The following is a 26,495-nucleotide window of genomic DNA, read 5'->3' as shown; positions in this document are numbered from 1 at the left end:
GAGGGCCTTCTTCTGTTCTTACAAGGCATCGTCGGCCAGTTGCCTCAGGTACTGTTCAGCCTGGGAAAGAATAGCTGTCTGTTTCTCGTTCGGCAATTTTTCCCAATTCATGTAAGCATAATGAAGGCGTGGGTTTTTTTGTAATTTTTGACGATGAGTATGGAGGAAGTTCCAGTAAAGCGAATTGAACGGACACGCGGTCTGCCCTACCGTGTCATTGGGATCGTACGCGCAGGATTGACAAAAATTGCTCATTCGCTGGATGTATTTGCCGCTGGCTGCATACGGTTTACTGGCCATTATACCGCCATCAGCAAACAGAGCCATGCCCAGCGTATTAGGCAACTCCACCCATTCATACGCATCGGCATAAACGGCCAGATACCAGGCACAGACGTCCTCGGGCTTAAGCCCAGCCAGCAAGGCAAAATTGCCGGTTACCATCAGCCGCTGGATATGATGCGAATAGGCGTATTCACGCGTGTGAGAGACCACTTCACTGAGGCAATGCATGCGGGTTGGTCCTCCCCAGTAGAATGACGGCAACGGCCGTTTAGCCTCAAGGTAATTGAGGCCCGCGTAATCCGGCATGTGTAACCAATAAACCCCACGAACAAATTCCCGCCAGCCCAATACCTGCCGGATAAAGCCTTCTGCCGTATTTAAAGCCACTTTTCTATCCAGGTACGCCTTCTCAACCCACTGGCAAAGTTCAAGAGGCAATAACAGCCCTGCATTGAGATAGGCCGATAATTTGGAATGATAAAGCGTTGCCTCGCCTGTCATCATGGCGTCCTGATACGGACCAAAAGCAGGCAGGTAGTGGTCAATGAAATAATACGCTTCCTCTAAAGCCTGTGCCCGGGTGACCGCCATGTTAAAAGCGTTTAGCGTACCAAAATGATCTTGAAAGCGATTTTTGACCAAATTCAAAACAGAACGGGTGGTGTCATCGTTTTCATGGATTAACCGTTGAGGGAGGTCAGGCGGCTGTTTTAAGCGCTTGCGATTGTCAGTATCATAGTTCCATTGCCCTCCTTCCGGCTGATTACCGGTCCCCATTAAGAGTTGATACCGTTTTCGCATGTCGCGATAAAAATACTCCATCCGTAATTGTTTTCTTCCCTGAGCCCAGGATTTAAAGTCCTGAATGGAGCATAGAAAGCGGTTATCCTTGAACACCTTGACTGGCAGAGGCAGTTCTTTTTTCCACGCGGAAAATTTTTGCCAGACACGCCATTCGCCTGGGCGGGTTAAAACGAGGCGGGTCGCCTTTTCCTCAATGACAGCGCGTTTTAACTCGTTGTCAAAGGTTCCCGTATTCGCCGGATCATCCAATTGGACATAACGCACTCTGTAGCCATCGGTCTTTAATTCTTCAGCAAAATGACGCATGGCTGAAAACAGGAACGCGATTTTTTGGGGATGATGCCTGACGTAAGTGGCTTCCTCCATCACTTCACAGAGAAAAACAACATCGTTCTGCTTATCAAGGCCTTGCAGGGCGTGCAGTGAATGCGTTAATTGATCCCCTAAAATAAAACATAGTGTTGACATGCAGAAATCCGGCTTACATTTTCATTTTCGCACGCACGGCACTTAATCCGCCGTCGACACCGAGAACCTGGCCTGTTATCCAGTTATTCTGTGGATCCATTAAAAAAAGAATGGCTCGGGCAATGTCATCCGGATGCCCTACTCTTCCCAGTGGGTGCATGGCTTTTGAAGCATTCAATGCGAGCTCATTGTTTAATAAACCTGCCGTTAGAGGCGAGGCAACCAGGCCGGGAGCCACGACATTGAAGCGAAGATTGGCATTGGCATACGTGGCTGCGGCCGAGCGTGCCAGACCAATCAATGCAGATTTCGCCGCCGCAATGGCTTCATGGTTTGCCAAGCCGACGGTGGCGGCAGCAGAGGAAATCAGCACCACCGAGCCGCCCTGTTTCATGGTCAAGCCGGCCGCCCGCACGGTCGCAAAGGCCGTGGTCAACGACGCATTCATCACGGACTGGTATTGCTCCTGAGTGGTCATATGAGCTGCTTTAAGCAGCAATGAACCGCTGCAATTCACCACCCCCTGAATGTCACCGGCGCGCCTGAACACGGCTTCCACGGCATTAAAATCAGACGCATCAAGAATGGCGTCGGGTTTTATTTTGCTTTCATCACGGGCGGTAGTAAAAACAGTATCTCCCTGTGCCAGCAAAGCCTGGGTTACCGCCTGACCAATCGCACTGCTTGCTGCAATCACCAAATAATGAGCCATTTTTTTTTCCTTACACTTAAACAGGATTGAGGCCAACTTCAATCTAATGATAATGTGTGAGATTGAACCTTAATACAATAGCCAGGTCGCACCATTCATCGTGACAAAAAAAGCCATTGGAATCATTTTACATGGGGCGCTTTATTACCTGAGCTGGGTGGCCTGTGTTTATTTTGCTCATAGGGAAGCCCCCTGGACGGGTCCCCTTCTCACTCTATTGTTGCTGTTGATTCAAGCGCTCTGGGAGAAAATGAATGGCGCTGATCTCGCCCGTCCGTTGCTCTTCACGCTGTGTTTTGGTGTGTTGGGCGCTGTTGTCGATAGCGTGTGGCTATGGGCAGGCCTCATCGTCTACAAAGCCAATCCATGGGCCCCTTACGTGGCCGCGCCCTGGATTATCGCCCTTTGGTTAAGCTTTGCCTTTTACCTGATTGTGACCTATGAAACGCTATTCACCTATTATAAAACGTTCGGTTTCCTCGCCCTAATCGGTGTACCCATTGCTTATTGGCTCGGAGTAAAAATCGGCGCAGCCTTGCCTCTACACTCCTGGTTTTACATCATCCTGGGTTGTTTTTGGGCCATGGCTTTACCGCTTTTTCTTTGGATTTACCATGCCCGAATACAATCCGCGCCTCAATGGTAGTTGTCCTGAGATTTGCCTCGGAATAGATAATAGGCATACAACGTGTAGGCCAGGAGCACTGGCAGCATGATACAGACCCCAACCAGAATAAAACTCAGGGTGGAATCGGGTGCGGCGGCTTCCCAGAGCGTGACCTGATGGGGAATTAAGTAAGGGTAGACGCTTAAAGCAATGCCTGCGTAAGCGCAGAAAAAGATAACAATGCTATACAGGAATGGGTTTCTTTCATGGCCTGCGGCTAAATTTTTCCAGACCAGGACGATGGCAACAAGGGTTATTAAGGGTAAGGGGCTTAATAAAAGGACATTGGGGAAGCTGTACCAGCGATTAAAAATTTCAGTGTTGTGAAGCGGCGTCCAGATGCTGACAAACAATAAAAACAGGCTGACGATGATCAACAGCCCCTTGGCATAATGGGTCATGTTTTTTTGCAGGGAACCGCTGCTTTTGATAATCATCCACGTAGCGCCCAAAAGCCCGTAGCCGCTGACCAAAGCAATTCCCGTCAACAAACTGAAGGGGGTCAGCCAATCCGCATCATTAATGGTCATTTGCGCTTCATTGATAGGAAAGCCCTGGACGAAGCACCCGAGCACCACCCCTTGAAAAAAGGCCGCAGCCAAAGAACTGATCGAAAACAACCAGTTCCATAACGGTTTTGACTGTTCCGCTTTAAAACGAAACTCAAAACTGACCCCTCGAAAAATGAGGGCGATCAGCATCAACATCAGTGGCATGTATAAAATGGGAAGCAACAGGCCATATACCTGCGGGAAACCGCCATAAAGAATTGCCCCGCCAAAAACCAGCCAGGTTTCATTGCCGTCCCAGACAGGAGCAATGGAATTCATCATTTGATCCCGCTCGCTTTCATTGGCAGTAAAGGGAAATAAAATGCCGACTCCTAAATCAAATCCGTCCAGAATAACGTACATGATCACAATAAAAGCAAGCAGGAAGGCAAAGATTAATGGCAGCATTAGTTATCCTCCCGGGATAAATCAGTCATGTACTGGAAGGCATGGTGTTCCGTTTTATCCTGTTCAGCCTCCTCGGGGCCTCGGCTTATTAATTTCAGGAGATAATACAGATAAAAACCGAAAACAATGCCATAAGCCAGGACTAATAATACAAACGAAATGATCACTTCTTCCAACCCAATAGCCGATACGGCATCGGAGGTACGCAAGAGCCCATAAACCACCCAGGGCTGACGGCCTAATTCAGCCGTTAACCAACCCGCGACACTGGCTACAAAACCCAAAGGGGCTAAGCCTAAACTCAGATAATGGAACCATCGACTGGTGTAAAGCGTTTTCCTGATCCGCAGAGTGAGGCCAACCAACGCCGTAAACAGCATGAGCAAGCCGATGCCCACCATGATGCGGAAGGAAAAAAACACAGCGGCAACCCGTGGTTGATCCTGTCGAGGGACGGTGTCGAGACCGGTCATTTGCCCATCCCAATCATGCGTATTGATGAAGCTCGCCAACTTGGGAATGGTGATGGCATAGTCATTTTGTTGCTTTTCCTGCGACGGCAGGGCAAAGACCACCAGCGGGGCGCCCTTTTGAGTCTCCCAAAGCCCCTCCATCGCGGCGGTTTTAATGGGTTGATGCTCGTGGATCTTTAATCCAACCAAATCACCCACGGCAATTTGCAGGGGGACGAGGATTAAAGCTGACCACAATGCGAACGAAAGGCATGTTTTCGCAACCGCAACGGCTTTATCCTTTAAGAGGTAATAACCGGATACCGCAATAATCACAAACGAGGTCGTCACATAAGAAGCCAGCATCATGTGAATGAAGCGAGGAATAAAGGATGGATTAAACACGACAGCCCACCAGCTGGCAACGATGTATTTGCCATCCATGAGCTCATAGCCGCTGGGCATCTGCATCCAGGAGTTGGCCGATAAAATCCAAAAAGCCGAGACGGTTGTTCCCAGAGCGACCAGGATGGTGGCGGTAAAATGCAACCAGGGAGGAACCCGTTGCCAGCCAAACAGCATGATGCCTAAAAATCCCGCTTCAAGGAAAAAGGCAGTCAGCGTCTCGTAGGCAAACAGTGCACCGAGAACATTGCCGAACTCACTGATAAACGGGCCAAAATTGGTGCCTATCTGATAAGCAAGCACTATCCCGGAGACAACGCCCATACCAAAGGTGAGCGCAAAAATTTTGGTCCATAATTTACAAATTTTAAGGTAGTCGCTCTTTCCTGTCTTAAGCCACAGGCCTTCCATGATAATCAGGAATACCGCCAACCCGAGGTTCAATGTCGGAAACAGAATATGAAACCCAATGCTAAATCCAAATTGAATTCGCGATAGAAGTTCTACACCCATGGTCTTTACGCCCCATGATTTGTTATGTGCCCATCATACCATAAAAATAGAGGATGGGGTCCGTTCCCTGCTGCTTTTCCGTCTGCCTGGAAATGATTGCTGGGACGCTCCCCGCAGCCATTTCCAGGCATTGATGACTAGGATGTTTGTTTGCCGCTGACACCCTCATTCACGCGATCGAATCGATCGAGATTCATCACCTTCACCCAGGCTTTAACGAAATCCTGAATAAATTGTTCCTGAGCATCATTACTGCCATAGACTTCGGCCACTGCCCTCAATTCGGAATTGGAACCAAAGATGAGGTCAACAGAAGTGGCTTTCCATTTTAATTTCCCTGTAGACCTATCGTACCCCTCGTACTCGCCTTCCACTGATGAGGATTTTTTCCATTCAGTCGACATGTCCAAGAGGTTGACAAAATAATCATTGCTCAAGGTGCCTGGTTTCGTCGTGAACACACCGTCATTGCCATTAGCCGCATTGGCGCCCAGCACACGCATCCCGCCGATCAGTACAGTCATTTCAGGAACGGTGAGATCAAGAAGGCTCGCCTTTTCAACTAACATTTCCGGAGGGGATTTCACATTATCTTTTTCAAAGTAGTTTCGAAAGCCATCAGCTGTGGGTCTTAAGACCGCGAACGAGTCGACATCGGTCTGCTCCTGTAGCGCGTCGTTACGACCGGGAGTAAAAGGGACGACGATATCAACCCCCCCTTTTTTTGCCGCCTGTTCAATGGCTACGCCTCCTCCCAATACGATCAGATCAGCCAGTGAGATTTTTTTGCCATTGGCTTGCCCCTGATTAAATTCATCCCTTATTTTTTCAAGCGTACTCAACACACCAGCCAACTCCAGGGGATTATTCACAGGCCAGTTTTTTTGCGGCTCGAGGCGAATCCGGGCGCCATTAGCACCTCCACGCCTGTCTGTTTTGCGGAATACTGAAGCAGATGCCCAGGCTGTTCTGACCAGCTGAGGCCCGGTTAATTGCGAATTGATAATTTTCGTTTTCAGCGTCTCAATGTCTTTCGCATCGACCAGAGGATAATCAACAGCCGGGATTGGATCCTGCCATATCATCACTTCTTTAGGCACCATCGACCCTAAATAGCGGGAACGCGGCCCCATATCCCGGTGGGTTAATTTAAACCAGGCTTTGGCAAACGCCATTTCGAACTCTTTGGGATTATCCCTAAAACGTTTGGCAATTTTGCTATAGGCAGGATCAAATTTAAGCGCCAAATCCGTTGTAAACATCATCGGCGGATGTCTTTTGGCTGCATCCGAAGCATCGGGTACCAAGGATGAGGCACTTTTATCTTCAGGCATCCATTGAATGGCTCCCGCTGGACTCCTGGTTTGTACCCAGTTGAAGCGAAACAGGTTGTCTAGGTAATTGTGGGTAAACTGTACCGGGGAAACCGTCCAGGCACCCTCAAGACCACTGGTTATCGTGTCTTTTCCTTTTCCTGTACCATAACTGTTTTTCCAACCAAAGCCTTGTTCTTCAATGGCTGCATTTTCGGGGGAAGGGCCTAAATATTTTCCGGAAGCCGCGCCATGGGCTTTACCAAAACTGTGTCCACCGGCAATCAAAGCCACCGTTTCTTCATCGTTCATGGCCATGCGGGCAAAGGTTTCACGAATATCTCTGGCAGCGGCCAGAGGATCGGGATTCCCCTGCGGACCCTCAGGATTAACGTAGATGAGTCCCATTTGAGTTGCGGCGAAAGGTTTATCCAATACCTTGTCTTTTGTCTCCCGATGACTGGCCAGCCATTCACTTTCAGAGCCCCAATTCACCAATTCCGGCTCCCAGGCATCGACACGCCCCCCGGCAAAGCCCAGCGTTTTAAATCCCATTGATTCCAATGCGACATTGCCTGCCAGAATCATTAAATCAGACCATGAAATGTTATTCCCATATTTTTTCTTAATCGGCCAAAGCAGACGTCGCGCCTTATCGAGGTTAACGTTATCCGGCCAGCTGTTTAATGGGGCAAAACGCTGCATTCCACCGTCTCCGCCCCCACGACCGTCAAAAATACGATAAGTTCCTGCACTATGCCAGGCCATTCGAATGAACAGAGGACCATAATGGCCAAAATCAGCAGGCCACCAATCCTGAGATTGAGTCATCAACGCGGTGAGATCGCTTTTAACAGCATTGAGGTCCAGAGTATTAAACGCTTTGGCATAATCAAAATCAGGGCCCATTGGATTTTCCAGGGCATCATGCTGGCGAAGCGGACTGAGATCCAGCGCCTTCGGAAACCAGTACTGGTTAGTTTTTGGCGGGCTGGCTTCAACGTTTGCATGAAGGGGAACCATCGGCGCCATGGTGAAAACCAACAGCGATGAAAAAACAGCTTTCCGGCTAATCATGATCATCCCTAACTTAATTAATTAATGATTTTTCCCAGTGTGACGGATTTGATGCAATAGAGCAATCGTTACTGTCAATACCAAATAACCCTTAAGCGTTTATTGCTTCGCATAGGTTTTGGCGCGTAAGCAATAGCCATGTTCAATGCTGGTTTTATTCAGGTAAGTCCAGGTAGACGCCATGGAGCCATCCTGTTTGACTTCCGCTGCCACGACCCCGGTTTCCGCTGCGTTTTTAGGGTTGATAAAAACGAGGGTCAGCTGCCGTTTTTCTGGGAAATAAATGCCCGTGCCCAGGTAAGAGGAGCCATCATCACACAGCGATTTGATGCGGTAAGTTTCCCCGGTTTTTTCAATGGACATGTTGCATTTAAAATCGGCATGGGTATCGATTTCCTTACCACCGCATTCATAGCGGCCTTCCAGTTTAACGGGCTCAGCCGCTGCATAGGCGCTCTGGACCATTGTGACTAACAGCATTGCAACCATGGATTTCAGCATGTCTTTTCTCTGCATTTGAAGTGAACTATGATTTTTACGCGTTGCCTTAGCGGCGTCAACCGCTATTTGACAAGAGGCAAATCGGACCATCGCGTGGTATAGCAGGGAGAGCGCATGGCAGAACGCATGGCCCAGGGCCTGGCATGTCCCTCCGCGCCAAGACGAATCATCTGACCGCCGTATTTTTGATTGATCGCATCATAAACCGCCAGGAACCGTCTGGTCTGCTGCTGTTGATGGGGGGACGACGAATCAAAAAGATCCAGTTGCTGCACAGTCTGGCGTTGTAAATCGCCCAAATAGACGCCGACTTTATTGTATTGGAAACCCGAACGGTAAATTCGGTTCAGACACCACTTGGCCCATCGCGTTAATTCCCGCAAGTCATCCGTAGGCTGAGGCAAACACACTCCCAGGGACGGTGCATACTGCGGCAGATCCGCCCGGAAAGGGTTGGTGCGGATAAAAATACCGAGATAGCCGGCGACAGAATGCTGCTGGCGTAATTTTTCATAGGCACGGGCACAATGGGCGCTTAGCGCCTGCGCTAAAATGTCCTGTTCACTTTGCAGGCAGCCAAATGACCGCGAGGATAAAATGCTTTTTCGTTCTTCGCTTTCTTCAAAACCAATGCAGGGAATGCCGCGCAACTCAAGGGCTGTACGCTGCAACACCACATTAAAGCGGGCTTTGAGTGACTGCAGGGGCAAGGCAGCCAAATCACTGGCCCAATGAATGCCCTGCTGCATCAGGGCTTTATGCCATTTTCTGCCGATCCCCCAGACTTCACCGATTTCAATCTGCGAAAGCCAGTGGTTTTGACCAACCCAGTTAAAAACCGGGACATTCAGGCGGCGTTTAGCGACATAATTGGCCAATTTAGCCAGCGTTTTGGTTGGAGCAAGGCCAATGGACACCGGGATGCCGGTGTATTGCAGAATTTTTTTCTGCACGCTTCGGCAGAAAGGCTCCTGGTCTTCTAGAGGCAAGGTTTTTAAATCCAGAAACGCTTCATCAATGGAATAAACCGCCACGTCCTGCCAGCTTTCCTCGATAATCGACATCACCCGCCGCGACATGTCGCCATAGAGGCTGAAATTGGATGAAAACACATGGACTCCCTGTTGCCGGCACAAGCCCTGAATTTTAAAAAACGGCACCCCCATGGGAATACCCAAGGCTTTAGCTTCGTTGGATCGGGCAATCACACAGCCGTCATTATTCGACAGAATGACTACCGGCTTGTCAATGAGATGCGGTTTAAAGACCCGCTCGCAGGAAGCGTAAAAATTATTACAGTCCACCAGCGCATACATCAGAGCACCGCATGAATGACATGGGTGACAACCCCCCAAATCACAACATCCTGATCGTGGGTTAAATCGATGGCGGCGAATTCGGGGTTTTCTGCCAGCAGGCGGGTTTTGCCCTGCACGCGTGATAAGCGCTTGACCGTCAGTTCGCCATTGACTGCCGCAATCACCACGTGGCCATGCACCGCCTCGATGCTGCGGTCGACCACCAGCATGTCGCCGGAATGAATGCCGGCATTGATCATGGATTCACCCGATGCCCTGACAAAAAAAGTAGCCGCAGGATGCTTAATCAGGTGCTCATTCAAATCGAGGTATTGCTCGATGAAATCATCGGCAGGTGAAGGAAAACCGGCTTTGACCGAACTGGCATACAGCGGAATACGGATGGCTGCCTCACCCTTGTTCAGATAGTGCATGACCTCGCCAACCCGAGACACCGGAATACGCACCGACTTGGTCGCCTCGCCAAACTTCCCCTGCCCCCGCGGCCGCCCTGCCCCAACCCGTGCGCCACCGTGTGACATAAACGCTCTCTCTTGAATTTTGATTCATTATTCAAGTCTATCGCGGCAATCCGCGGCTGTAAAGGACAGCCGGCAATTCTGGGCTATAATTTGGGATGAACTGGTATTAGCAGGAGTTCAGTATGTCTCGAAAATCACACAAACCCGGCAAGCACATCCGCAAAGAAAATAAAAAAATTCTTCACCACAATTTACGCGACATATCCGGAGGCGCCAACCTCATCGACTTCAAACCCGGCACCAATCCCTACCCAGCCACCGCGCCCAGTAAAAACTAACGCATCAGCCAAAGTCCGGCGTGCTCGATTCGAAATCATTGTCTATCCGGGATATACTGAAACAGAGGGCCATGATTCAGGACAGCAATGGATAAACTGTTTCGTGAAAAAAGTTTAAACCGATTAAACAATCCGGAAAAACTGGATACGCTCTTTCGTATTGTCCCTCCCTTAAACTGGCTTATTCTCACCACGCTGGTTTTGCTGCTGGGGACGATTGCCGCATGGTCGGTGTTTGGCAGCATTGATACGCGGGTTTCCGGCAATGGCATCCTCATCAGCGGCGGTCAGAAAATTTACGATGCCATTGCTGAAGATTCCGGACGTTTATTGACCGTGGAGGTCCAGGTGGGCGATGTGGTCAAAACGGGGCAGCGATTGGCAACCCTGAAATTGCCGCTCCTGCTGCTGGATATCGAAAACAGGCAGCAAACGGTCCTGTCACTGCGAAAACAGGTCAGCGATTTGCAGCGTTTCATTGACAAAGACTTTAAACTGGAACAACAGAACAATGAAACGCTGCGGAAAAACTGGGCGAAGGATTTGGAAAATGCCAACCTTCATCTGCAGTTTCTAAAAACAGCCCTGGAGGAGCGGGAAAAACTGGTGGATAAAGTGATTTCACGCCAGGAACTCGCCGAACTGAAAAGCAATTATTTCAAGGAGCTGCAGTTGCGCGACGAGATCAGCAAAAAAATCGCTGACAACATCATTGAATTTAAACGCCGCGTGGAGGCCAACCAACAACGGCTGATTGAATTGAAGAATCGACTGCGGCAGGCAGAGCAGGATGTTGCTTTTTTGATGAAAAAATTAAAAGTCCACAGCATCATTGTAAGCCCTGTTGATGGGGAGGTTATCAATATCATTGGTAAACCCGGTGAAATTGTGCAGCCGGGCAGCAAAATCATGGACATCGAACCCTATGCCGAAACCGTGGATGCGGTCATTTACGTGCCGGCCGGCATGGGTAAAGTCGTCTTGCGGGGCATGTCCGCCCAGGTGGTACCGAGCACCGTTAAAAAGCAGGAGTACGGCAGCATTGTCGGCGTGGTTGAGGACGTGGCTAGCTTTCCCAGCAGTCAAAGCAGCATGATGGCGGTCTTGGCCAACGAGAAACTGGTGGAGGATTTCAGTCAAAGCGGGCCGCAATTGTACGTGCGTGTTCGTCTGATGAAAGCCGATACACCAAGCCATTATCAATGGACAACATCCCAGGGCCCCAACATGCTCATTACCAATGGGACCCTGTGCACGGCTGACATCATTACCAAATCCCAGCCGCCGATTACACTGGTCATTCCATCCATTAAAACATTTCTGGGGATAGATTAACGGGTATGGACATGGGAAACTGGTTTAAAACGATACCAAAGACCCCCACCATTCTACAGATGGAAGCCGTGGAATGCGGAGCCGTCGCCTTAGCCATTGTTCTGGCTTACTACGATCGCTGGATTCCGCTGGATGTCTTACGCATGGATTGCGGAGTATCCCGGGATGGCAGCCGTGCTGACAACATTTACCGTGCGGCGGCCCTGCATGGCATGGCGGTTGAAGCCTACAGCCTTGAACCGGACGACATTCACGACTGCCGCCTGCCTGCCATTATTCATTGGGAATTCAATCACTTCGTGGTGCTTGAGGGCGCCGGCAGACATCATGTTTACATCAATGATCCCGCCCATGGGAGGCGAAAAGTAAGCCTTGAAGAGTTTGATGAGGGATTTACGGGCGTGCTGCTTGAACTGACCCCAGGCCCCCAATTCGTCAAGGCAGGGCATAAACCTAAAATTTTCACGAATCTGATGACCCGCCTGCGTCACTCCAAAGAAGCCGTCGGTTTTATTATTCTTGCAACCTTAAGTCTTGCCATACCGGGCATTGCCATCGCCGGGCTAAACAAAATTTTTATTGATGACGTCCTCATTCAGCAACTGAATCACTGGCAAAGGCCCGTTTTGCTGGGTTTACTGATTGCCGGTCTTTTCAGCGCCCTGCTCACCTGGTACCAGCGAACCATGTTAAGCCGACTTGAAGTGAAAATGGCGCTTGTGAATGGCGCGTCGTTTTTCTGGCATTTACTTCGCCTGCCCATGTCTTTCTTTAATCAACGCTACCTTGGCGACATTCTTAATCGCCTGCAATCCAGCGATTCGGTGGCATCATTGGTCTCGCAGCAATTCGGCACCAACATGGTGAGCCTTCTTCTGGCGTTGATTTACCTGATTATCCTCTTTTTGCTCAGTGTGCCGCTGACCCTGTTGGTGTTACTCGCCACCGCGATCAATGTCATCGCCCTGCTGCTGATTGCACAGAAGCGAAGCAGTGAAAGCCAGCGGCAAACCAAGGCGCAGAATAAACTGATGAGTACCGCCATCAGTGGTCTGCAGATGATAGAAACGTACAAGGCTTCTGGCGCTGAACAGGATTTTTTTAAGAAATTCGCCGGCATGCATGCCAATTATTTAACTGCCGAACAACAACTGAGCTGGACGCGCGATTGCTTTGCCGCACTCCCCATGGCGCTGGATTTGCTCACCAATGCCGGCATTCTCTGCTTTGGGGCCTGGTTAGCCATTGAAGGGCAGTTGAGCATCGGGACTGTCGTCGCCTTTCAGATTTTATACCGCAGCTTTATCCAGCCAGTCAAAATGCTGGTGATGCTCGCCGGCACCATTCAGGATATTGCAGCCGATTTATTTCATCTGGAAGACATCACATCCCATCCCGTGGCCCAACGTTACGAGCCTGTGCCTGAACAGGACAGCATCCCCGAAGCCAAATTAACTGGCCATGTGGTCTTTGAAAACGTCACCTTCGGCTATAGCCCGCTTGCCGAGCCACTATTGCGTGATTTTTCTCTGGAAATTCAACCCGGCCGCCGCCTGGCGCTGGTTGGCAGTTCAGGCAGCGGCAAATCCACCATTGGTAAATTACTGTTGGGTTTTTATGAGCCCTGGACAGGACGCATCCTGATTGATGGCAGGGAATTGCGCCAAATCTCGAATGCCGTTCGCGTTCGTTCCATCGCCAGTGTCGATCAGGACATCAGCCTGTTTCATGCGACCTTAAAAGAGAACTTAACCTTGTGGGATCCCACCATTGACGATGAAGCCATCCTTAATGCCTGCAAAGCCGTCTTTATGCATGACATGATTGCCGGCGAACGGGAGATGGGCTATGAAAGCGTCATCAATGAAGGCGGCTCCAATTTCAGCGGCGGCCAGCGCCAACGCCTGGAAATCGCCCGCGCCATGCTGCAGAAACCTAGCATTTTAATTCTCGATGAAGCCACTTCTGCTCTGGATGCGCAAATGGAAAAAGCCATTGATACCGCTTTACGTCGTCTGGGATGCACCCTGCTGATTATTTCGCACCGGTTAAGCACCATACGCGATGCCGATGAAATCATTGTTCTTGAGCAGGGCCAGGTGGTTGAACGAGGCACCCATGACCAATTACTGGCGCTCAAAGGCGCTTATTGCCGTCTATTGGCGAGCGAGGCTTGATGATGACAGACCATGCTCCCCCCAATGAACTGGATCTCCTGCAAAGCGACAGGCACTACCGGGTACTTAAAGGCCATGTGCATCTGTTCCTTGTCCCAGGCGAAGGCCCTTATCGACGGTATCTTATCGGCCATTGTCAACCGGGCGATGTGCTTCTTGGGCTTAAAGGGCATGCACCTGAAGCCGGCTGGCAGCTCCTTGCTTCCTGCGGTACAGAGGCTGAATTGCAGGCTGTGACGGACGCCTGGCTGAATAAAGAGGAGCAACGGGCGTCTCTTAAATCCTGGCAGCAACATTTTGTCAATTACCTTAAGAACACCCCTTTCGATGGCCAGGTCAGTCAGCTCAATGATAACCACACCGGCACATCGCAACAGGCGGCCGCTGGCAAAGCATTCGTTAAATCGATTCTTCCTGACTTGGTTCAAGCCAGTGACTGGTTAAGGCAGCAGGAAGAAGAACGTGCCCGTGAAAGGAAAAAAATAGAAAACAACCGCTTGAAACGGGCGTATCTGTCGATGATTTCCACGCTTGGAAGCAAACAGCCTGTGGCCCAAACCGGACGGCAAGATACGCTGACGTATTGCGTACAACGCACAGCCGCCTTCTATCAACTGGCGCTTCCCGAGCATGTTCACGTCGACGCGATTCAGGAAATCAACCTGAAAACCGGCATGGCCATCCGCCCCGTGCAATTAAACGGCACCTGGTGGCGCGGCGCCACCCATCCGCTGCTGTTGCAAAAGCCTGAGGACAACGCCTATTACCTGGCCTTGCCTACCCTGACCCGGGGCCTGTTGTTGATTGATCCGGTGCAGGGAATCAGTAAAAAACTCACCCCCAAGGAAGCGGCTTTTTTTGCCGGGGAGGCTTGGCAAATGTATTGCCCCCTGCCGCAAAAGCCGTTGAAAATAAGAGACTTAATTCCTTTTGCCTTCCGAGGCGGGCAACGCGATCTGATTCGCCTGCTGAGTGTGGGCTCTCTGGCAGCACTGCTCAGCCTGGTCACCCCCTGGTTTACCGGGATTCTGTTCGAGCAGGTCGTCCCCGCGGGCGACATCAACCAATTGCAGCAAATTATTCTGGCACTCTTAATTGCCGCCTTTTCCGCTGGTCTATTTGAATTGGTACGCACCATTACCGTCCTGCGATTAAGCAGTCGGTTAAACTTAAACCTCGAAGTGGCCATCTGGGATCGTCTAATCCGCCTGCCGGTGACTTTTTTCAAACAATTCACCACCGGCGATCTGACGCAGCGGGCCATGGCAATCAGCCACATCCGCACGTTGTTAGCCGGTGTGGTGGTCAACTCCCTGCTCAGCGGCATTTTTTCATTGTTCAGCCTGATTTTGTTGTTCTATTACGACCTAAGCCTTGCCGTGACAGCGACGCTCATTATTCTCGCCATTTGTGCCTATACCCTGATCATCAGTTTAAGGCAGTTAAAGCATTATAAAGAGCAGGAAACCCTGCAGGGCGACTTGTCAGGCATGGTGGTGCAGTTACTTGGCGGCATTGGCAAAATTCAAAGCTCGGGTCGGGAAAAAACCGCCTTTTCCCAGTGGGCGATTAAAAACAGTCAAATCAAACAGGCCGCCTACCGAACTAACCAGGCCGGTGCGTTGTTAGCCAGTCTCAACAGCTTCTTTTTAACCCTCCTGTCCGTCGTGGTGTTCACCCAGTTTCTGCACCGTACCGACACCTTGAGTCTCGGACTTTTTCTCGCGTTTAATGCCACCCTGGGACAATTCACCGCCGGCATGCTTGGCCTCACCGACATCGCCGGTACGCTGATTAACAGCATTCCTTTACTGAAACGGGCAGCCCCTATCCTTGAGGCCCTTCCTGAAACCCATGCTGGCAAACGCGATCCTGGGGTACTGAAGGGAAAGATTGAGGTCGACCATCTGCGCTTCTCCTATGCCAAAGAACAACCGGTGATTAAAAACGTGTCGTTCACTATTCACCCCGGGCAATACGTGGCGATTACCGGCCCCTCCGGCTCAGGCAAATCGACCCTGCTTCGTCTTCTCCTTGGATTTGAAACACCCGATCAGGGCAATCTTTTTTTTGATGACCATGACATCAAACAGCTCAACGTGCAACGCGTACGCGAACAATGCGGCGTCGTCCTGCAAAACAGTACGCTCCTTTCAGGCACCTTGTTTGAAAACATTGCGGGGTCAGCCCTCCTCAGTCTGGATGAAGCCTGGGACGCGGCCGACATGGCCGGCCTTGCTGCCGACATTGAAAAAATGCCCATGGGCATGCACACGGTCATCTCCGAACGCGGTGGCACACTGTCCGGCGGGCAGCGGCAACGGGTATTGATTGCCCGTGCGCTGGCTAAAAAACCGCGATTGCTGTTTTTCGACGAAGCCACCAGCGCGCTGGATAATGTTACCCAGGCCATCGTTATCCAAAGCCTTGCAACACTCAACATCACCCGCGTGGTGATTGCTCATCGCCTGACCACCATCGAGAAAGCAGACTTTATCCTGGTGATGGATCAGGGCGAGGTGGTTCAATGCGGTTCTTATTCCCAACTCATGGACGAAGACGGTCTTTTTCGGCAAATGGCCACGCGTCAACTCATTAATTGATCAATTTCAATACAATCTTCTATACTTAAACAGTCTTTCCAGTGAGGGAGTGAAATGAAACGTCAACCGCAAAAACCCACAGGCAAGCCCGATAAATCCATCAATCCCGATGAATTAAGTCAAGTCTCGGGCGGTTCACATGAGAGACGGGATCGGTCACGACCCCGGCATGTGGATGAAGCAAGAATCAGGCACCGTCAAGGTTCCAGTGAATGAGAGGTCAATGATGAGCAAACACAAAACCAGAAAGGGCCAGTTAAGTAAAGAGCATTTAACACAGGTCAGCGGCGGGCAACAGGATCGCCGTAAGCCCCCCGTCCTCACAAGGCCGGAACCGACACGACCGGCTCGTCCGGGTTTACCGCCCTTAACCCGTATGGATGAATAACAGCCAGCCCAGACAGCGGCTGGCTTTTTTTATCAGGCCGGGCAGTCTGCCAGTTCAGCGCATTCCAATACGTTCCTGGCCTGCGCCTGACGGTGTTCGCTGACGGCCTGACGGTATTGTGGGTATTTATTAGCCAGGATCATGGCAGCCAGGATTGCCGCATTAGCAGCTCCAGGCTTACCTACGGCCAATGTACCCACAGGAATACCTGCCGGCATTTGCACTATGGACAATAAAGCATCCAGGCCGTTACTAAACGTTGATGACGGCATGGGTACCCCCAATACCGGCAGCAGGGTTTTAGAAGCCACCACGCCCGGTAAATGCGCAGCCCCGCCCGCGGCGGCGATAAACACCTCGACCCCTCGCGCTTCGGCGGATTGCATGTACTCACTCAGCGCCTCGGGTGTGCGATGCGCCGATAAGGCACGGGCTTCATGCGGGATCTGAAATTTTTTCAGTATTAAACTGGCCTCTTCCATGATAATCCAATCGGATTTTGAGCCCATAAGCAGTGACACCAGAATTTTTGACATGTTCGCTTCCTGATTAGTTAATAACTGTTTCCTGCGATGCATTGGCTGCAATGCGTCCAATAGCCGCCACTAAGGCTTGCCCTTCCAATTGCTGCACGCGGCTTCGCAACCTGTCCGGCGTGTCCTCAGCATAAACCGGGCAGGTTTTCTGAATTAAAATCGGACCGGCATCCACGTCCTCGGTGACGTAATGCACGGTACAACCGCTTTGTGTTTCTCCCGCCCCTAACACCGCGCGGTGAACATCCAAATCCATTAATCCTGAATAAGCAGGCAATAAGGAGGGGTGGACATTGATGATCTGCTGCCGCCAGGTTTGAACAAAGGGGGCAGATAAAATGCGCATATAGCCAATAAGAACAATCAATTCCACGTCAAAACGGCGAAACACCTGATTCAATTGCTGATCATAATCCGGCCGGGTTAAGCCGGTGGGATCAACAAAAAAGGCAGGGATAGTCGAATGCCTGGCTTTTTCAAGAATTAAAGCCTCGGCTTTATTGCTGACGACCAATTCAATCCGGGCGGCCAATTTTTTGCCGGCTATCGCTTCCTGCAATGCCAATAGATTGGTTCCCCTGGTGGAGCCCAGAATGCCAAGCCGGATCATGACTGGCGCAACCGGTGCATGTGAGCCCTGCGGGCTTCAATCCGCTCGGGAGTGCCGATGTCGCGGCGGTGATACAGGGGCCCCGCGACACGTGCAATCTCCTCTTCGGCTTTTTTTTCCGCCTCAGCCAATGTCGCGCCAATTCCGACATAGGCCGCGGTTCTTGACCCCGTTGCCACCAATTGCTCACCCTGCTGATGGACCGCGCCCAGATAAAAATGAGACGGATCCTGAATCAGGCTGCAATCAATTGGAAACTGTTGAAGGGGGGTATCCGGATAACCCTGAGGAACGGTGTATTTGCACACGGTCGCATACGCGGCGAAACGCACGTCGGCGGCATTCAGCTCGCCCTGCACCATGGCGATGCAATGATCCACCAGGTCGCTTTCAAGCAGGGCAAGGACATTCAGGGATTCCGGATCACCCAGCCGCGCATTAAACTCAATGACAGACACCCCCCGTGCCGTAGCCATAAAACTGCCATACCAAAAGCCGATGTAGGGCTGCTGCAATTCAAGCTGCAAGGCATGATAAACCGATTGATTGATAGCCCAGGCCGCCGCAATGTCAGCCGTTGACAGGAAAGGCAGGCCATGATCCGCGGCTGAATAACTGCCCATACCGCCGGTATTGGGCCCTTTATCCCCTTCAAACGCCCGTTTATGGTCCTGGACCAGCGGCATCGGCACCAGGGTTTTTCCGTCCGCAAAGGCCATGAACGAGAACTCTTCACCAATTAACTTTTCTTCGATAATCAAGGGTTGACCTTCAGCCAGGAGGCTTTGGCAATAACCCAGGGCTTCAGCCAGCGAGTGCAGGTGTTCTCCTGCCACCTTAACCCCTTTGCCTCCCATCAGGCCATCGGCTTTAATAACATACCGCCCCTCACCCAGACTCTTTAAATAGTCTTCGATACCCTGCATGGAATCAAACTGACTGTAGGCCGGCAGGCCGGGGATGGCGTGTTTTTTCATTAAATTGCGGGCAAACTGCTTACTGGTCTCAATTCGAGCAGCCGCTTTGCGGGGGCCAATGACTGCAATACCCGCCTGCCACAACGCATCAGCCACCCCGTTTTCAAGCGGCGCTTCCGGGCCAATAATGGCCAATTCAATGCCCCAGGCCAGTGCCTGAGTCACCACCGCTTCACTTTGGGTGATGTCCCCGCAGGCATAATGGCGTGTCAAACGACTAATGCCCGGATTGAATGATGGCCCATAACAGAAGAGCAGTGGGGTTTGCGGTGAGCGGTGCAAGGCATGAACTAACGCCTGTTCCCGAGCCGCGGAGCCAATAACGAGAATATTCACCTGGTCAATTCCTCTTCTTTTAGTTCAAGACGTAGTTTTTGCCGTTGCTGCTCCAATTGCTGCATTTTGGCCGGCGTGATGGATGGGCAAAAGTAATCACCATCCATGCAGGCCATGCAGGGCTTTTTGATGCGATGCTGGCCACGGCGAGTCACCGCCTCGATTAAATCCTCCTGAGTCTGGTACATGAGGATATCGACGCCAATAAAGCGGGCTATCTCCGTTTCACTCATGTTGGCCGCGATCAATTCACCGCGCGAAGGAATATCAATGCCGCTGAAGCAGGGATTTTTCAAGGCGGGCGATGTGGAAACAAAATAAATGGTCTTTGCCCCAAGCGCCCTGACCATTTTGACAATTTCGCGCGAGGTGGTACCGCGCACAAGGCTGTCATCAACAATCAACACCGATTTGTTTTCAATTTCAGTGCGCTGCGGTGTTAATTTGTAACCTATGCTCTGCTTTCTTGCCTTTTGATTAGGCATAATAAAGGTACGGCCAATAAACGGATTTTTATAAAGCCCTTCGGAATAACGCACACCCAGTTCATGCGCAAACGCCATGGCGGACGTGTTGGCGGTAAATGGCACCGGAATCACGACATCGGGAATAATATCCGGGTATTTTTTTTGCCATTGCCGGCTTAAATTCTGTCCCATGCGTAAACGCGCCCGATACACACTGACATGATTAAGCGTCGCGTCCGGACGGGCAAAGTAGACGTATTCAAAGACACAGGGTCGAAAGTCTTTGCGGCGAATAACCCGACGGTAGACCTTACCGCTTAAACTGACAAAAGCCACCTCACCGGCATCGATATCGCCTTCATCCTTAAACCCCAGCGCATAAAAAGGCGTGGTCTCGGAAGCAAACATGATGTCCTGATGGCCGGACTGATTGTCGCGGCTCCCCATGACTAAGGGCCTGATGCCGTGGGGATCGCGAAAAGCAACCAGCCCCTTGCCGATAATGACGCTGACAATGGAGTAGGCGCCCTGCACCCGATCAAACAGGTAAGCCACCGCCTCGCACAGTAATTCGAAAAAGGCTTCATCGTTTTCATAACCATAAGCCCCCTTGGCCAATTGATCAGCCAGCATCAATAACAGCACTTCCGAGTCGAGTGAGGAATTGAGGTGACGGTATTGATTCAGCCGGATTTCATCGGCTAACTCCTGGTAATTGGACAGGTTGCCATTATGGGCCAAGGCAATGCCGCGCGGGCTGCCAATCCACAGGGGTTGAATATCGGCTTCGCTGTATCCTCCTGCGGTGGGGTAGCGGGAGTGGGCAATGCCTATTGTGCCGTGCAGGGACTGAACGTTCTCGGGTGTGAAGATTTCTCTCACCAACCCCAGGCCCTGCTTGACATAAAAACGCTGGTCACTGGTCAGGATACCGGCCGCATCCTGACCGCGATGCTGCAAATGCACCAGACTGTCTAACAGCTCGGAGGCCACGGGTTCCACGCTGTAAATCCCTACTATTCCGCACATGAGAGTCCGCCTATCGTAAGTAAGGGGCAATATTTCTTAAAATGCGCTGCTCGACCGGTTCGTGATGGGTTGGAAAGGCAAACGGTTTTCCGGTGATCATTTCATACAATTGAATATACCGTTGGGATAACTGTTCAACCAACGCCTGTGGCGCCTGCGGCAGGTCTTTGTCGTGGTAGGGATCGCAGTGTTTGGCAAACCACAACCTTAAAAATTCCTTATCGATGTTCTCCGGCTCAAGGCCTGCCGCCAGGCGCTCCTGATAAGACGAGGCCAGCCAGTAACGGCTGGAATCGGGGGTATGGATTTCATCGACAACCAGGACATTGCCTGCATTGTCAACGCCAAACTCGTATTTGGTGTCGACCAGAATCAATCCATGCTGGGCCGCCAATTCCACACCGCGTTGATACAAGGTCAGCGCCAGCGCACTGGCTTTTACCCAGTGCTCTTCCGTCATCCAGCGCTCTGCAATGATCTCGTCCGGTGAAATGGGACGATCATGAATTTTTTCCTTGGTGGTCGGGGTCAGTACCGGCCGCTCCAGGGCCTGGTTTTTCTTCAGGCCTTCAGGGAAGGTCATGCCGCAATACTGACGAACCCCTTTTTGATACTGGGTCCATAAGGACGTGTCCGTTGTCCCGGTAATGTAGCCTCGCACCACAAATTCAATGGGAAAAACCTGGCATTTTTTTGCAACCACCGCATTGGGATCCGGCACGGCAATCACATGATTGGGAACCAGACTGGCTGTTTGCTCAAACCACCAGGCACTGGTAAGGTTCAACACCTGCCCCTTGCAGGGAATCAACGCCAGAGGCCGGTCAAATGCGGTCAGGCGATCGGTGGTAATGAGCAGAATATGTTCACCCAAATCATAGGCATCCCGGACTTTTCCCTGGGTGCGGTGATTAACGGGCAAATGAGTCTTATCGAGAAGAAACGGCCACTGGGCGCGAATTTCATCCTGATAGCGTGGCGTCGTAGCGATAGCATTCATGAGCGTATGGATTCCCTATCATGTTGGTGGAAAGAATTCTATCAATCAGCGTGGTGACATCGGCTTCATCACTCTCAAACTGCCAGACAATGCCGTGATGAACCGTTTTCACTGCCTCAAAACCGTACTGGCCAATTAAGGTTTGCCGCATGTCTTGACCGTGGACATCGTCTTTAGCTCGAACTAAATAGGACAGCGCTCTGGCCTGATGGAGTGCGTCAGGCGACATTTCCTGTTCTTTGCGATCGCAAAACAACACGCCTGCCTGTTTAATTGCCTGCATCATCCCGGAGTCAGGACCAACCAACTCCCAATGCACATAACGATGAACGCGCACGGGAAAACCCATCGCCTGCAGGGTTTTCTGCACGGTCATGGCCTGATTGTCCGTGATGGTTAACTTCACCAGGCATTGGTGAGCCTGAGTGGCCTGACGGTAAGTCGCATCAGGTCCTGAGACAGTGCGGGCAGGGCAATCGGTTGCGCCGGCAGAGCGAATGCCTGTTTCAATGGACTCACGCATGGAGGTAAACAGTTTATCGCCATTCACCGTGCGCTCCGGGTGCGGCATCATCGCCAGCACGTTACCGGCGGCATTGCCGACTGCGGCGAGGTTGTTGACTGAGCCATTAGGGTTTACCGGGAACTGATCCACAGTCCGGCCTTCGGCATCGCAATATTGGAACAGATTCAGCCCGCGGGCAATGAGTTGCTGCAATAAGCCATCCGGCATGACAAAACGCCCCTGGGCATGCGCAACGGGAAGGTGAAGCCTGTCGCTGGCATTCAGATGTCGGGTAAAGGCATTGGCTTGATGACCCTCGCTCAGACAAAGGGTGATCCACGCGTTGTAGAAACCGGTTCCGAGAATGCGGCCCTGGCGGATACGCCGGTTTTCAGTCAATGCCATTTGCCCCTCGGCATCAGCCAAGCCGGGCACCAGCCCAGCCTCAACGAGGATCTGCGCCCCGTTACAGATACCCAGGATGGGTTTACCGAGGCGGCTTTGCTGTTTGATTTCCTGCATAATGGGCTGCAGCGCCGCGATAATACCGGCACGGGAACGGTCTTCGTAAGAAAATCCCCCCACCAGAATAAAGCCGTCCAATGCCCGCAGGGTCTCGGGCGGTTCATTCCATAACACGTCAACCGGGTGCATGCCTGCCCGTTTTACCGCCATCGCGGTCTCACGCTCGCAATTGGAACCGGGAAAGAGCAGCAATCCAATCCGTATCATAGTAAGGTCACCTGTTGCGGGCCGCGAACGACCTTGCCAATTTCATAGACAGGCAGGGAGTAGGATTTCTGCAGGACGTCCCTGACCGCGCTCACATCCTGGGGCGAAAGAATTAAAACCAGGCCAGCCCCCATGTTAAAGGTGCGGAACATTTGCTCATCATCCAAACGGCTCAACTGCTTCATGACATCAAAAACAGGCAAATGCGGAATGCGTTTTTTTTCAATTTCCACCCCACAATCCGGCGGCAGGATACGCGGAATATTTTCCAATAAACCGCCGCCGGTGATGTGGGCCATGCCTTTGATAGTGAGGCCTTGCGCTAAAATACGATGGACGGGTTGCGTGTAATTGAGGTGAGGCGTTAACAATTCCTCGCCAATGGTGCGCCCCAAATCGTGATGATAACTGTCGACATCAAGACCTAAGACCCCAAAAAACAGTTTGCGTGCCAGCGAGTAACCATTGGTATGCAGTCCACTGGAAGGAAAAGTCACCACACTGTCGCCTTCACAGATGGTTTTTCCAGTAATTGCCTTGTGTTTGTCGACTACGCCGGTAATCACACCGACCAAGTCAAACTCCCCAGGCAGGTAGGTCCCCGGCATTTCAGCGGTTTCACCGCCGACCAGTGAAATCTGATTTTCCCGGCAGGCAACGACCATGCCGCTCACGATTTGTTCAACAATGGCTGGATCGAGTTTATCATTGGCAATGTAATCCAGCAGAGTCAGGGGTTTGGCGCCAAGGACAATGATGTCATTGGTGGTGGCGCTGACTAAATCCATGCCGATGGTATCGAACTTTTGCATCCGTTTCGCCACCATCATTTTCGTGCCGACACCGTCAATGCTTTGCACCATGACTGGATGCTCATACTCCTCCAGTAAGGGTTTTAAATCAAACATCGACGCAAAATGACCAATTCCGGTTAATACGCGCGGTGAGAAGGTGCTCTCCACGGCCGCTTTAATGCTTCGCACAGCCCGGTTACCGGCTTCGACATCCACCCCGGCCGCCTTGTAATCAATGCTTGTCACAACAATCTCCTTCACGTAAACCGTTTTCCCAGGCCTCGCGAGCCAGGGCCAGGGGTAAATGAATGGCTGAATGCACTGTCAGGGTAGCGGAAGCCGTTGTCTCGCCGATAGCGACACAGGGAACAGCGCTTTCTTTAAATAATTGTTCAATTGAACGGGCGTGCTGCGGCGGTACTTCCAGGATAAAGCCGCCCTCTTCCGCGAATAACCAGGGGACTAATGCGGTAGCCGCAGGCGGGGTAATATCGACGCCCACGTTGTTTTTAAACGCCATTTCGGCGACAGCCACCGCAAGACCGCCGCGCGTGATGGCATGGGTGGCAAGAACTAGCTGACGCTGAATCGCGTCATAAACAGCCTGTAATTCGGCCTGCAAAACAGCAAGATTCGGCTGAGGAATATCCGTGGCGGCGCAGGAATGAAGAGCATCATAGACGCTGCCGCCGCCCTGTTGGCGCCGCTCGCCGATGAGGTACAGTACCGAGCCTTGTTGTTTTAAATCGAAGGTCAATGCCTGGGTGTAATCGGGCATACGGCCTAAACAACTGATCATGGGGCTTGGGGGAATAGCGCCGGCAGAAGAGTCGTTATAAAGCGATACATTGCCTGAGATAATGGGCAAACCCGCTCCCGTATCAAGCATTTTCACCGCTCCCGCCGCATCCGCAATGCCTTTGACGGCCTGCACAAAGTCTCCCATCTGCTCCGGTTTTTCAGGATTGCCGAAACACAGGCAATCGGTGAGCGCACAGGGCCAGGCACCCGTCGCAACCACCTTACGCACCGCCTCAGTGACGGCATTGACTGCGCCCCAATAGGCGCTGATTTTATTGAACCTGGGATTTTGTCCTACCGCCAGGGCAATGCCGGTTTTTTGAATTTCTTCCGGGTATTTGTCTTCGTTAAAAGGGGCCATTACCCCCGCATCAGCGCAGCCACGCTCCAGAATAGTGCGCCCCTGCACCTGTTTATCGTACATTTCGTAAATGGGGGCTCTTGAAGCAATGGTTTCATGAGCGAGCAAACGGAGCAGATCCTCGGTTAAATGCCCGCTGGCAGGCCGGTGCGCCTCGGAGAAATGAACGGGACGGCTGACGTAGGGTCTATCGTATAAAATCCCCTGAGTAATGTCTTTTGCGCGCGCATCAACCAGGTTTTTGCCCTGATAACGCACCACGTAGCGATCATCCTGACGTAAACGGCCGATGACCGTGGCCCTGGCGCCATCACAGATTTCCGGCAGGGCAAAGCGTTCGTTGTAATGACTCAGCAAATCGGAGAGAAGGCTTTGGGGCACGACCCACATGAAGCGTTCCTGGGTTTCGGAACACAGGATAACCGCGGGCGAGAGATTGGTCATGCTGGTGGGCACCGTTTCCAAATCAATTTCAGCGCCATAACCGCCGGCTTCGGCCAGTTCCACGCTGGCACAGGCAATGCCGCCGGCGCCTAAATCCTTAAACCCTACCCGATCAATCAGGTTGCGCTCACGCAACCTGGTAAAAAACGCCTCATTGGCTTTCAGCAGGTGACGCTGCAGGAAGGCATTCGGTTCCTGAACTGCGCCCTTGTTTTCTTCTTCCCGTTCGCTGTCCAGATTGGATGAGGCAAAGGCTGCGCCGCCGAAACCGCTGTTGTCCGTTGGTTTGCCGACCAGAACAAAATGATAGTCATCCGCATTGGGCGGTGCACAGGAATGAATCACCTGATCTTCGCGGACAACGCCCAGCGTCACGACGGTTACCAGACAATTTTCATTATACCCTTCATCGTAGTCGACATCGCCTGCCAGATTGGGGATACCCAAGGGGTTGGCATAGCCTGCGATGCCGCGAACGACCCCTTGTTCCAGCCAACGGGTTTTAGGCAGATGACGCTGGCCAAATCGCAGACTATCAGCGACCGCAATCACTTCGGCTCCCATACAGCACACATCGCGAACATTGCCGCCCACTCCGGTCGCCGCGCCTTCATAAGGCACCAGTTGCGATGGGTGATTGTGTGACTCATGACTCATGACAATGCCATAACGCCGTCCTTCATGGTCGGCGGCTACAGCCACGATACCCGCATCTTCCTTGGGTCCAAGAATCACATGCGGCGCGTCGGTAATGAACTGTTTAAGGTGTTTTCTGCTGCTTTTATAGGAACAATGTTCAGAGCCCTGAATGGACCAGAGAACGCATTCAGCGTAGGTCGGAGGACGTTTTAATAATTCATTCTGGATGGTTAGGGCTTCATCGACGCTAAGTCGCAGGTTGAACTCCTGAAGCCGGCAAGCCGCTTCATCCCTGGACAATTGAGAAAAATCAAAAAAATCCGGCGTTTTCAACACGTGAGGACCTGGCCTGCAAGCTAAAACGAAGGGATACGATAATGATTTTTTCCCATAAAATCAAATGTTTTATTTTGCTTTGCCTGGCCCTGCTGTTGACTTTCTGACAAACAGTGTATCCTTCCAGCTCCACCCCTGTTAACAGGAACTT

General features: G+C 51.5%; 23 protein-coding genes. 7 read left to right on the top strand and 16 right to left on the bottom strand.

Annotated features, from left to right (window positions below; translation table 11 throughout):
• Positions 1-18: 18 nt before the first annotated feature.
• On the bottom strand, positions 19-1,557 hold the full coding sequence (locus tag DYE45_RS04180) for a cryptochrome/photolyase family protein (RefSeq protein ID WP_115300509.1): 1,539 nt from the start codon (positions 1,555-1,557) through the stop codon (positions 19-21).
• 13 nt (positions 1,558-1,570) lie between these two features.
• The gene (locus tag DYE45_RS04175) at positions 1,571-2,269 is read right to left on the bottom strand and encodes an SDR family NAD(P)-dependent oxidoreductase (RefSeq protein ID WP_108292417.1); all 699 of its coding nucleotides are present in this window, start codon (positions 2,267-2,269) and stop codon (positions 1,571-1,573) included.
• A gap of 100 nt (positions 2,270-2,369) precedes the next feature.
• Here DYE45_RS04175 and DYE45_RS04170 point away from each other — a divergent pair, with 100 nt between their 5' ends.
• Positions 2,370-2,915 carry a DUF2878 domain-containing protein gene (locus DYE45_RS04170; protein WP_160160678.1) on the top strand — a complete coding sequence of 182 codons (546 nt, stop codon included), beginning with the start codon at positions 2,370-2,372 and terminating at the stop codon, positions 2,913-2,915.
• Here DYE45_RS04170 and cydB read toward each other — a convergent pair.
• From cydB to DYE45_RS04140, 6 genes are all read right to left on the bottom strand, one after another.
• Positions 2,906-3,895, bottom strand: coding sequence for a cytochrome d ubiquinol oxidase subunit II (cydB, locus tag DYE45_RS04165; protein ID WP_115300508.1), 990 nt, complete (start codon positions 3,893-3,895; stop codon positions 2,906-2,908). The genes DYE45_RS04170 and cydB overlap by 10 nt on opposite strands.
• The gene (locus DYE45_RS04160) at positions 3,895-5,265 is read right to left on the bottom strand and encodes a cytochrome ubiquinol oxidase subunit I (RefSeq protein ID WP_115300507.1); all 1,371 of its coding nucleotides are present in this window, start codon (positions 5,263-5,265) and stop codon (positions 3,895-3,897) included. The genes cydB and DYE45_RS04160 overlap by 1 nt, the downstream gene beginning before the upstream one ends.
• A gap of 137 nt (positions 5,266-5,402) precedes the next feature.
• Positions 5,403-7,610, bottom strand: coding sequence for a catalase/peroxidase HPI (gene katG, locus DYE45_RS04155; protein WP_115301066.1), 2,208 nt, complete (start codon positions 7,608-7,610; stop codon positions 5,403-5,405).
• Between the two features lie 144 nt (positions 7,611-7,754).
• A complete protein-coding gene (locus tag DYE45_RS04150) occupies positions 7,755-8,156 on the bottom strand; it encodes a hypothetical protein (protein ID WP_133138189.1) in 402 nt (133 codons plus the stop codon).
• 62 nt (positions 8,157-8,218) lie between these two features.
• Positions 8,219-9,472 carry a Y-family DNA polymerase gene (locus DYE45_RS04145; RefSeq protein ID WP_108292429.1) on the bottom strand — a complete coding sequence of 418 codons (1,254 nt, stop codon included), beginning with the start codon at positions 9,470-9,472 and terminating at the stop codon, positions 8,219-8,221.
• Positions 9,472-9,996, bottom strand: coding sequence for a LexA family protein (locus DYE45_RS04140; RefSeq protein WP_108292431.1), 525 nt, complete (start codon positions 9,994-9,996; stop codon positions 9,472-9,474). Before DYE45_RS04140 ends, DYE45_RS04145 begins: the two co-directional genes overlap by 1 nt.
• Before the next feature lie 122 nt (positions 9,997-10,118).
• On the opposite strand from DYE45_RS04140, the gene DYE45_RS14660 reads away from it, so the two are divergent.
• The 6 genes from DYE45_RS14660 (at position 10,119) to DYE45_RS14650 (ending at position 16,777) form a co-directional block, all read left to right on the top strand.
• Complete coding sequence (locus DYE45_RS14660) at positions 10,119-10,274, top strand: hypothetical protein (RefSeq protein ID WP_160160677.1); 156 nt, start codon at positions 10,119-10,121, stop codon at positions 10,272-10,274.
• An 87-nt stretch (positions 10,275-10,361) separates the two neighbouring features.
• Positions 10,362-11,609, top strand: a complete 1,248-nt coding sequence (locus DYE45_RS04135) for an NHLP bacteriocin system secretion protein (RefSeq protein ID WP_108292433.1) — start codon at positions 10,362-10,364, stop codon at positions 11,607-11,609.
• A gap of 11 nt (positions 11,610-11,620) precedes the next feature.
• On the top strand, positions 11,621-13,786 hold the full coding sequence (locus DYE45_RS04130) for an NHLP family bacteriocin export ABC transporter peptidase/permease/ATPase subunit (RefSeq protein ID WP_160160676.1): 2,166 nt from the start codon (positions 11,621-11,623) through the stop codon (positions 13,784-13,786).
• A complete protein-coding gene (locus DYE45_RS04125) occupies positions 13,786-16,389 on the top strand; it encodes an NHLP bacteriocin export ABC transporter permease/ATPase subunit (RefSeq protein WP_115300506.1) in 2,604 nt (867 codons plus the stop codon). The genes DYE45_RS04130 and DYE45_RS04125 overlap by 1 nt, the downstream gene beginning before the upstream one ends.
• Before the next feature lie 54 nt (positions 16,390-16,443).
• Positions 16,444-16,605 (top strand): hypothetical protein, encoded by a 162-nt coding sequence (locus tag DYE45_RS14655; protein ID WP_160160675.1) that lies wholly within the window; start codon positions 16,444-16,446, stop codon positions 16,603-16,605.
• Positions 16,606-16,612: 7 nt separating this feature from the next.
• Complete coding sequence (locus tag DYE45_RS14650) at positions 16,613-16,777, top strand: hypothetical protein (RefSeq protein ID WP_160160674.1); 165 nt, start codon at positions 16,613-16,615, stop codon at positions 16,775-16,777.
• A 32-nt stretch (positions 16,778-16,809) separates the two neighbouring features.
• On the opposite strand, the gene purE is transcribed toward DYE45_RS14650, so the two are convergent.
• From purE to purL, 8 genes are read right to left on the bottom strand one after another with little or no spacing between them, the layout of a single operon-like run.
• Positions 16,810-17,313, bottom strand: coding sequence for a 5-(carboxyamino)imidazole ribonucleotide mutase (gene purE / locus DYE45_RS04120; protein ID WP_108292439.1), 504 nt, complete (start codon positions 17,311-17,313; stop codon positions 16,810-16,812).
• Between the two features lie 13 nt (positions 17,314-17,326).
• Complete coding sequence (purN, locus tag DYE45_RS04115; RefSeq protein ID WP_115300505.1) at positions 17,327-17,923, bottom strand: phosphoribosylglycinamide formyltransferase; 597 nt, start codon at positions 17,921-17,923, stop codon at positions 17,327-17,329.
• Positions 17,920-19,236: a phosphoribosylamine--glycine ligase gene (gene purD / locus DYE45_RS04110; protein ID WP_115300504.1), complete on the bottom strand. Its 1,317-nt coding sequence runs from the start codon at positions 19,234-19,236 to the stop codon at positions 17,920-17,922. The genes purN and purD overlap by 4 nt, the downstream gene beginning before the upstream one ends.
• Positions 19,233-20,732, bottom strand: a complete 1,500-nt coding sequence (purF, locus tag DYE45_RS04105) for an amidophosphoribosyltransferase (RefSeq protein ID WP_115300503.1) — start codon at positions 20,730-20,732, stop codon at positions 19,233-19,235. The genes purD and purF overlap by 4 nt, the downstream gene beginning before the upstream one ends.
• A gap of 10 nt (positions 20,733-20,742) precedes the next feature.
• Entirely contained in the window at positions 20,743-21,732 is a 990-nt protein-coding gene (locus DYE45_RS04100) for a phosphoribosylaminoimidazolesuccinocarboxamide synthase (RefSeq protein WP_115300502.1), read from the bottom strand.
• The gene (purQ, locus tag DYE45_RS04095; protein WP_115300501.1) at positions 21,695-22,969 is read right to left on the bottom strand and encodes a phosphoribosylformylglycinamidine synthase I; all 1,275 of its coding nucleotides are present in this window, start codon (positions 22,967-22,969) and stop codon (positions 21,695-21,697) included. Before purQ ends, DYE45_RS04100 begins: the two co-directional genes overlap by 38 nt.
• Positions 22,966-24,009 carry a phosphoribosylformylglycinamidine cyclo-ligase gene (purM, locus tag DYE45_RS04090; protein ID WP_108292451.1) on the bottom strand — a complete coding sequence of 348 codons (1,044 nt, stop codon included), beginning with the start codon at positions 24,007-24,009 and terminating at the stop codon, positions 22,966-22,968. Before purM ends, purQ begins: the two co-directional genes overlap by 4 nt.
• Complete coding sequence (gene purL, locus DYE45_RS04085; RefSeq protein ID WP_115300500.1) at positions 23,996-26,344, bottom strand: phosphoribosylformylglycinamidine synthase subunit PurL; 2,349 nt, start codon at positions 26,342-26,344, stop codon at positions 23,996-23,998. Before purL ends, purM begins: the two co-directional genes overlap by 14 nt.
• Positions 26,345-26,495 lie beyond the last annotated feature (151 nt).

The sequence above is a fragment of the Legionella taurinensis genome (assembly GCF_900452865.1).
Lineage (GTDB): Bacteria > Pseudomonadota > Gammaproteobacteria > Legionellales > Legionellaceae > Legionella_C > Legionella_C taurinensis.
The sequence above is the reverse complement of the archived record's forward strand: the minus strand, read 5'-3'. Positions and strand labels throughout refer to the sequence as shown.